Source organism: Verrucomicrobiota bacterium (assembly GCA_016871535.1).
Classification (GTDB): Bacteria; Verrucomicrobiota; Verrucomicrobiia; order Limisphaerales; family SIBE01; genus VHCZ01.
The window spans coordinates 1-10,036 of record VHCZ01000223.1 but is presented as its reverse complement, the minus strand read 5'-3'; the positions used below and the strand labels follow the sequence as shown (position 1 = coordinate 10,036).

2 protein-coding genes are annotated in these 10,036 nt (G+C 60.9%); both read left to right on the top strand.

Annotated elements, in window-relative coordinates; translation table 11 throughout:
- The first annotated feature begins 132 nt into the window (after nucleotides 1-132).
- Nucleotides 133-1,863, top strand: a complete 1,731-nt coding sequence (locus FJ398_21625; protein MBM3840512.1) for a hypothetical protein — start codon at nucleotides 133-135, stop codon at nucleotides 1,861-1,863.
- Between the two features lie 32 nt (nucleotides 1,864-1,895).
- Nucleotides 1,896-9,770, top strand: coding sequence for a hypothetical protein (locus FJ398_21620; GenBank protein MBM3840511.1), 7,875 nt, complete (start codon nucleotides 1,896-1,898; stop codon nucleotides 9,768-9,770).
- Nucleotides 9,771-10,036 lie beyond the last annotated feature (266 nt).

The following is a 10,036-nucleotide window of genomic DNA, read 5'->3' as shown; positions in this document are numbered from 1 at the left end:
GACCGGGCGAAGTCCGCCGATTCAACGTTCGCGGCGGTTTCGCGTTGAGCCGGATCACCGATATCCCGTTTTTGACCGCGCCTTGAGCCAATCGATTTAGCGACTCATCACAACACCATGAAGCCTCAGCCTATGAACTCACTCCCTCACCGCGCCGCTTGCTGGCGGGCCACCCTCACCATCCTGCTCCCCTGCTTCCTGGCCGTACCCTGGAGCCGCGCCGCGGATGCCAATCCGCCCGAGCGCATGAGCTACCAAGGCTTCCTGGCCGACGCGAACGGCGTGGTCCTGGGCAACGACAGCCCCCGGAATTACACCGCCTTCTTCCGCATCTACACCGCCGCGACCGGGGGGGTCGCCCTTTGGGCCGAGCAGCAAACCATCACCGTGGACAAGGGCTACTTCAGCGTCCTGCTGGGGGAAGGCAGCGTGGTGGGGAGCGAACCGCACGCCAATCTGTCGGGTATTTTCACGGGTTCATCGGCATCCGAGCGCTACATCGGGATCACGGTCCGCGGCCTCTCCACCACCGATGTGGAAATTGCGCCCCGGCTCCAACTGCTCGCGGCGCCCTACTCGTTCCTGGCGCGAAACGCCGTCTCGCTGGTGAACGATCAGGGAGCGCCGTTTGTGAATATCACTTCGGGAACACTCGCAGCCATTGGCATTGGCGCCCCAATACAAAGCACCGGTTCAGGCGGCAACGCCCGCGGCGGCAAGGCCGTGGACCTCCAATTGACGAGGGACAACAACACCCAGGTGGCGGGCGGGGAATACAGCACCATCGCCGGGGGACGCAAAAACACCGCCAGTGCGGTCAACAGCACGGTCGGAGGTGGTGATATGAACCGGGCGACGGGTCTGACTTCGACGGTGTCGGGTGGCTTCAATAACCAGGCGACAGCCACGGAATCGTTCATCGGCGGCGGGGTGGGCAACACGGCCTCGGGTGACAAATCCACGGTGGCCGGCGGCAATGGGAATACCGCGAGTGGACCGCGCGCGTTCGTGGGCGGCGGCGAAGGGAACACGGCCAGCGGGGATCGGAGCGTCGTTCCCGGAGGACTTTCCAACACCGCCGCCGGGGAATACAGCTTTGCGGCCGGCCGTCGTGCGAAAGCCAACCATCATGGCAGCTTCATTTGGGCCGACAACACGGACACCGACTACGGCTCCGGCGCCGCCAATCAATTTCGCGTCCGAGCCACGGGGGGGACCGCGATCTCGGGAGCGCCGGCGCGGAACCTCGCCAGTGCCAAACAATTGCTGGTGACCGACACGGATCAGGGCGTCGGCAGCGGCACCGGCTTGCGTCTCGGCTTCCACCATGTTCCTAACGTCTATTGGTCCGGCGTGATCCAGTCGGTTGGCGGTGACGCCCCCACCGAACTTCGACTGAACCCGAGCGGGGGACGGGTCGTGGTGGGAAGCGGTGGACTCCAGGTGGACGGACCCATCACCGGCGGGGGGTCGATTCCGATCGGCGGCATCATCATGTGGTCGGGAGCGATCAATGCCATTCCGACGGGCTGGCGCTTGTGCGACGGCGGTGGCGGGACACCCGATTTGCGGAATCGATTTATAGTCGGGGCTGGATCTAGCTATAACCCAGGGAATACAGGGGGGAGGGATCAAGTGACGCTGAGTGTCAACAACCTCCCGGCGCACAGTCACAGAATCTCGGATTTGGACCGCACGGGCAATCCAGACGGGTGGCGTGATGGTGGACGACATTATTGGCGGAACGCCAGCTATCAAGGCCATACCGACATGGGCAAAGAAACCGACGTCACCGGCGGAAACCAGGCTTTCGACATTCGTCCGCCCTTCTACGCCTTGGCGTTCATCATGAGAACTCAATAACCGCGGACGGTTTCAACGAATTCTTGAAGCTCATGCCTATGCGAACATATGTGGCGTTCTTGATGGGTGTTCAGTTGCTGGCAATTGAGGCTGCGGCACAAACGTTCCCGCTGGAGATTCGGCAGCAGAAGACACCTTACAATTTCCAATCTCCGCGAGGATCACCCCTTTCCACCACCGTGAACAACCCGCCCGGTTCGGACGGCCGGACGCCCTCGGTGAATCAACAAAGCGATGCCGGATTGCCCACGACTGTACCCACGGTCAAACAATTTCAAGGTTTTGTCTCGTACGGAGCCCTGGCCCGTCCGGTGACGCCTCTGAACCTGAACTCGAATCTGAACCTCGCCAAGAACGCGGAAGCGGCGCAGTTGCCCCGAGGCAAGGTCAACAATGTCATCGTGGTCGTGATGACCTCGGCGCAAGTCGGGGCGCCCTTCGTCATGCGCCGCACCGCCTTCCTTTTCGGCAGCATCATTCCGGTGCCGGACACGAACGAGGACGGGCAATTGCTTTCGGGCAATATCCTCCGCGAGGATTATTGGCTGGCGGAACCGCATTCCGCCAACGATCACGCCAATGCTCCCTATTACTGGAGTCCGCACGCCAGGACGGTCTTCGCCATTCAACCGGGCCCGATCAGCATCGCCTGGAAGAGAAATAATCCAACCACCATTAAACCGAGCGACTATGAAGCCAATCCGAGCAAATACTCGCTTGAAGCCGGGAATTATTATCGGCTCTTCACGGCGTCCTATGTCGTCTCCGGCAGCCCGGTCAAGACGCCTCGGAAGATTTATTGGACCGAGGGAACCTTCAGACGGGTCAGCAAGCCGGTGACCGTTCCTGCCGCCCGCGTCGGGGCGATTCGATTCGTGTACAACAACAACTTCCCCGAGCGGGTGACCGAGGAATTTCGCGCGCCGGGGCAGACCTTCTTCGCTCAGACCAACCGCTTGGAGGAAACCCGGACGCTATGGTATGACGCGCAACTCGGGCAAATCTACGCCTACAACCGGGAAGGCCGCGTGTTCATGGAATTGCTCGGCGACCCCCGTGAGGATGGGATTACTCGGAGGCACTTGGGTTACGAGATAATCGACGTGCGGCAGCAAACCACGCCGGTTGATATCACCACGGATTTGGGAGACCGGATCGCTCCGTTCGACGGCTTCTTCGGCGGCGATGCTCTCCATCCCGAGCCGCTCACCCAGGGGAACGGGCCTTCGTTTCATTTTGAGTGGAACACCCAGGCCGTGTCGCAAAGCAGTCAGGGAGGGTCGAGAGTCGAACTTTACGCCATCCGTGAAACTCTGAATCTGAACGATCTCCTGATTCACTGGATGGAGGAAGGGCAATTGGGGTTGCGCTGGCCGGCCCGCTTCGTCCGCTATCGCCTCACCTGGCCGGAAGACGCGGCCAGATACAGCCATTACTTGCGGCAGCGCGTGACCTCCGAAGCCGAGGCCAAGGTCACGGCAGTCCCGCTGCCCACCGATAACACTCCGATGATCGCGTATCAGGATCCGCTGGACCGTCCCCGGGCCAAGATGACCGAGGATCTCAAGTTCTTCACTCATCTGGAACCCGCGTTCCCGGCGCATCGGACGCTCTTGCGGTTTTCCTCCGGCGAAAACGTCATCTTCGAGCGCGTCTTTTCCTGGCTGGAGGACCACCTGACGGTCAATGCTTCCGGCCGGACCGAAGGAGTCAATCTCGCCAACACGGTTGCGACGTCACTCCTGGCCTGGAATCCGCAGACCGAAAAGTTGACCTTCACCAATGAGGTCCGGATGCCGCGCGTGGTGGAGGACATCGCCCCGGTGGGAAATCGGATCTCCGCGCCGGTCCTCGAGTTGGGCTCGGCTTCGAGCGAAGTTTATTGGTCGGGATTTATCCGGGAAGACAAGGGGAATTTGTTTCATCCGACCGCTTACGTGAGTCCGTTCGCGGGCGGATTCACCAACGCCAACCGGGGAGCGATCATCCCGGTGAACGCCATTCCCGGAAGCAACCGGCTTGAGGTTTGGTGGTTCCGACAGAATCCGACCGATCTTTCGCGCGGATTCAAGCCGATCTACTGGCCGTCCGCCATTGGCCGGTACACGCTGCAATGGCCATCCAATCCGCGCGAGATCGTTCTGGCTGGAAACGACGGCAGCGGTCCGCTGGCGAGTCTCGAAGCCAAGGGCAGAATCTATCAACAGGACAATCGATCCAGCCCCGGATTCAATCCCAATGAAGAACACGCGTTGATGCTGGGCGGACAAGCCTACGCGCTCCGAGACGACCTGAACATCACTTCGGGCCAAGCGTATTCCTCCGATCCTTTCGTGCTGGTGGACTACACGGCATCGGACGGGCGGCCCGCCGTGGCGGCGTTCAAAGTTTTGCGCGAGAAGCCCGCCGCGGGAATCGTATTCGATTACATCACCGAAGCCGGCACGATTCTCCAGGCGCCGATGCCCCTGCCGTTCCTTCCGCCTCCGGTGGCAGGCTCGGGCGCCGGCGCGATCAATTACAACACCGAACCCGGCGGGGCCGATGGGGATCTGCCGGTGAATTGGAACCAGGCGACGCATGGGAACGGTCCGTTCGGCCACTACAAGAAGTTCACCTACCGCGACCGAAAAGAAAGCTACTGGGTTTACCGCGGGTTACACGCCGGCGCGCCGGCTCTCGACGCCGGTAAGTATGACGCCACCAAGGGCGCGTTCGAATCGCTGCCGGCGGCCAGGGCCGTGATGGGCGAGGATTTCAGTTACACGATTCACGCCTCCCGGCGCGCCGAGAGTCTCAGAGTCCAGGCAGCGCTGCCGGCTTGGCTAACGATCGATGGGCTAACTCTCAAAGGCAGGCCGATCGAGGGCCAGGCCGGGTCCAACACGCTTGCGCTGGTGATCACCGCCATCGATGACGGCAGCAGCGTGACCAGGAGTTTGGCGCTCACGGTGGCCGCCGGCGGAAACGTCGTCACCCAGGGACCTTTGGAAATTGTGTCAAACAACAGTTTTGCCGGAGGCAACGTGGCTTACGTCGGACGGCCGCCTTACTTGGCCAACTCGCCTATGCCGAACAACAGCTTCACGATGCGGTTTTACTACAAGAACCAAGCGGCCTTCTCCTGGCCGGGCTACGTAAACCCGCCCGCGGTCGGCGCGATCGTGCCTTATCTTCGTCCGAAAAACGCGCAAAACCAGTTCGTCGGCGAAGCCTCTTCGAGCGATACGCCTGCGCTGGATATTGTCTATCGGCCGGTGTGGCCCGTGCAAACACCGCAACTGCGCTACGCGGACACCTTGACCCTGCCGAAGACGGGCCTGCCGGCGGTGCGCGGGCAAAGCAGCCTCCAGTTGCTCTACCAACAGTCGATTGCGCGGGACATCACCGCCGCCAAAGTGAGCGTCATCCTGCACGATCCGACGCGCGAGAAGTCCTTCGGTATCGCGCAGCAAGGCTTGGAGAAACTGCCGGACGGAATTCGAACCGACACTTATCAAGGCAAGACCTATTTCCCCAACCTGCCGCCGCATTTGGCGCAACGGCTGTTCTTTGATCCGACTCGCGGGACCAAGGGCCACCTCGTCTTCAAAGGTGAATTCAAGGACGAACCGTTGGGCGAGAAATACCTTCTTCTGAACGTGCTCGCCGGAACCGATCTGGAAAAGGTCAAAGCCCTTTGTCCGGCCGCGGACCCGAAAAAATCGCAATGGGACGCCGCCGTTACGGGATTGGCCACGACGGTCGAGACGTTCTATGAAAACCCCGCCCGTCCGGGAACCTTCATCCCCAACCCCGCGTTGACCTTCACGAAGGGAATTGGCGATCTCACGGAGGTGCCGGACGACGACACCGCCGTCGATTCGTACGCCCTGAGCGCTTCAGGACCTGGCACAGGCTACGTCACGTTGATCTCCGGCAACGGTCTGCCGGCTTCCACGCCGGCGGGAGCGCCGGTTTCGCTCCACATTCTCAGAACGACGGCGCCTCTTTATCGGGGCGAGGTGAAGGTGATTCCTTCGACCAATCCTTTGGACGAACAAGTCACTTTCCAGCACACCGCGGATTTGGCGGGCCGTTTCGACGACTACCATTATCAGTGGAAAATCGCGCCGCCCGTGGATGGGTTGCCGCCGGATTTCAACTCCATTTCGGTGTCGGCCGACGGCAACGGACTGCCCCGTTTCCTCGTGGGCGGGGCTGGAATCCAGGCGCTCGTGGACAATTACGTGATCATGCGCTACCGGCCGATTAACGCGAGCCACCCCCTCTACAACCAGTGGTCCGAATGGTCCGAGCCTCAGCTCGCCGAAGGTTGGATCAAGCGCGTGCTGGCCGGCATCAACCCGTTCAACCAGCGGGTGGGCGACCTGTTCAACAACCAGGTCAACACCGACGTGAGCCTGCTGACTCAAGCGGGCCAGCGATGGGAAGGGAACATCGCCCTGAACATGGACACGATTAACAATTTCGGCTTGATCGAAATCTACGAAACGATCCTCCGTCGCGGCAAGATGCTCAGTATCGACGCCGGCATCAACTTTGGCGGGGCGAACGACGCCCTCCTGCTCTCGGCGGGATATCTCAACGATCTCTACATGATGATCGGCAATGAGGCCTGGGCCGATGCCGCCAATCCGACAATCGGGATCGGCACCAAGGACCGGACCTACGGAGACATCGCGACAGCCCTGTTCGCGTTCAAAGGGCAGGTCGGCTCGCTGATCGAGGAGGAACTGGCTTTGCTGCGGGGCAAAGACGATTTCCTTCTGCCCGGAGTGGAAGTGTCTCCGGTCTATAACCGGCTGTTTTGGAATTACACGCGCGGGATCGACGCCGGCGAAGTGATCTACGCGTTGAATTACAACATCCAGGAGGATGCCAATCAGGGGGTCAACGGGATTGTGAACGCGGACGACGCGCGCAAGATGTTTCCTCAAGGCCACGGCGACGCTTACGGCCATTACCTGACCGCGCTCAAGGGGTACTACTCGCTCTTCATCAATCCGAATTTCACCTGGGTGCCCCGCATCGAAGCCGTCCTGGTGCTGGGCAAACCGGTCTCCGTCGATTATCTCGATGAACGAAAGTTCGTCGCCGCCGCGGCCGCCGTAGCGCGGGCGGGCAAGGCCGTCTTCGATTTGACCTGGAGAAGGGACCTGGACTTCGGGGTTCCGACCTGGGATTTCATGTCCCCGACGCGCAGCAACACCCGGAGAAAGGTCCCTTCCACGCGCTACTGGGGCATGGATCACTGGGCTTGTCGAACCGGCCAGGGAGCCTACCTGAACTGGGTGGCCGGCAATTCGATGCTTCCGGAAACGGATCCGGATCCGGACCATGAAGGCATTCAGAGAATCGACCGCACCGTGGTGCCGGAACTCCAAGAACTCCCGGCGATCATGGAAAGCCTGCAAACGGCCCTCGACAACGCCGAGGGCGACAACACGCCGCTGGGACTGCCGCGCAACTCGATTGCGTTTGATATCAGCCCGACCAAGGTCGTCGGCGACGATAGCGGAACTCACTTCGACCAGATCTTCCGCCGGGCCAAGGTGGCGTTGAACAACGCGTTGATTAGCTTCGATGAAGCCAAGGACATCACACGGCTGATGCGCTCGGAGCAGGATTCCACCGCCGAGTTCCAATCCCAGATCGCCGCCCAGGAACTGGCCTACGAACACTCGCTCATCGAGCTGTTCGGCACGCCGTACCCGGATGACATTGGACCGGGCAAGACCTACAAGACCGGTTATCAGGGGCCGGACTTGCTTCATTTCATGTACGTCGATCTTCCGGAGCTCGCGTTTAACGGCGCGTTGACGCCGCAGGAAAAGAAGACATTCAAGATCGACATTCAGACTCTGCCGGCGACGCTCGCCACCAACCTGACGGGAACCTCGGTCGTGACCGCGGTCAATTCGCTCAACGAAATCGTCGGCGGCGCCGCCGCGGCGTATTCGACCAATCATTATGTCGAGTTTCCATTGTATCCCCACGGGTTCTTCAGCAAGCCCACCACTTGGACCGGGCAGCGCCGCGCGCCCGGACGAATCCAACAGGCCATCTCCGAACTGATCGCCGCGCACGCCGAATTGAGCCAGGCCCTGGGCGATGCGGAAGAAGCGAAAGCGGATTTGGACCAGGCGATCGATCTGTTCAAGCTGAAGGTCCGTTTGCACAACGCGACGCGCGATGACCAGCAGAAAGTCCTGATCCTGGAGCAGACCCTGGAGGCCGTCACCGCGGTCACCGAGGTGCTCGAGAAGATCGGCGATTGGGGCAGCAAAACGATCGACGATCTGTTTGATGCCACAGCCGAAGGGATACCCACTTCCTTCATCGCGGGACTCGCGGCCGGCGGAGACGTGGCCTCGGCGGCGCGCGGCGCGGTCAAGGCGATCAAAGGTTCCACCAAGAGCACCCTGGATTGGATCACCGTCATTTCCTGGTCGGTCCAAAAAGCTCTGGAAGTGTCCACGGCCACGACCCAACGATGGCTCGAATTCCATGAAATTGCCCCGCGCGAATGGGAACTCGAAGTGAAAGAGGCCGTGGCCGAACTTGGCGGAAGCCTGGGTGGGCTGCAAAGCCATTTCACGACGATCAACGCCAAACTGCGGCGGCTCGATGACGTGAAAAGGAATTTCGCGTCGCTCGTGGCCGAAGGCGATCGCACGCAGAAAGAGCGCGAGAATTTCCGCCAACGCGGCGCCGCCGTTGTCCAAGGTTTCCGAACCCGCGACGCGGCTTTCCGGATTTTCCGCAACGAAAAGCTGGAACGTTACCGCACCTTGTTCGACCTGGCCGCCCGCTACACCTTCCTGGCGGCCGGCGCTTACGATTATGACACCGGATTGCTCGGCACGAACGAAGGCGAGGAAGTCTTCGAGCGCATCTTCAAATCCCGCGCCTTGGGGGTCGTCAAGCATGGCGAGCCGCAATTCGCCGGCAGCAACACGGGCGACTCCGGTCTTTCCGGGGTCTTGGCGGAACTCAAGAATGATTGGGACAGCCTCAAAGGCCGGCTGGGCTTCAACAACCCCGACACCTACGGCACGACCGTGTCCCTCCGGCTGGAGAACTCCCGCATCTTGCCAGGGTCCGACGGCGACGCTAATTGGAAAGACATTCTCGAGCAGGGCCGGATGGACAACCTCCTGCAAGATGAAGACATTCGAATGCATTGCATGCAGATCAACCGGGACGGCGGCTTGCCGGTGCCGGGCATCGTTTTGGAATTCAGCACGACGGTGGCCGACGGTCTGAATCTGTTCGGAAGGACTCTGGCGGCCGGGGACCATAATTTCAGCCCGAGCCTCTTCGCGACGAAGATCTTTGCGGTGGGGGTGGCGTTGGAAGGCTATCGGGGGATGGAGAATCCGGCGGCCAACAAAGGGGCGGTGGATTCCGCCGGGGGGACATCGCCGCCCGAACCGTCAGCCCCGTTCCTGGACACCCAAGCCTTGGCGGCGACGCCCTATGTTTATTTGATCCCCGTGGGCGAGGATTCGATGCGCAGTCCGCCGCTGGGGGACGTGAGCAACGTGCGGACCTGGACGGTGGCGGACGTGGCGATCCCGATGCCGTTCAATCTGGGGGCGTCGGCGTTTTCGAGCAAGCCGCTGTGGCAGTCGAGCGATGCGCTCTCGGAAGAGCTCTTCGCGATCCGCAAACATCAGGCGTTCCGGCCGGTGTCGAGCACGGCGGTGTTCAACGGGGATTTGGTGCCCTCGCAGTACACGAATCGGCGGTTGATCGGCCGCTCGGTCTGGAACAGCAAGTGGAAGCTGGTGATTCCGGGCCACACGCTGCTGAACAACCCGTCGGAAGGGCTGGACCGCTTTATCCGGACGGTGAAAGACATCAAGCTGCATTTCGTGACCTATTCCTACTCGGGCAATTAAGGCGCAAATCGTGATTCGTGGTGCGCAACCCGTAATGCGTGAAACGTGAAACGTAATTCAAAGTGACTCGAACCAGACATTGCACAATGAAAACCGAATTTCGTCTTGTGGCTCGAAACCCCGACCCGCTCACACCCCCACGCCCCGACACAATTTACGCCCTGACGCTCCTCGCTTTTCTCTCACTGATTCCGGCACCCGCCTATCCACCGGCGCCGCACCATCTCATCTATGGTTTTGTCCGGGACGAATTCGGAAATCCAGTC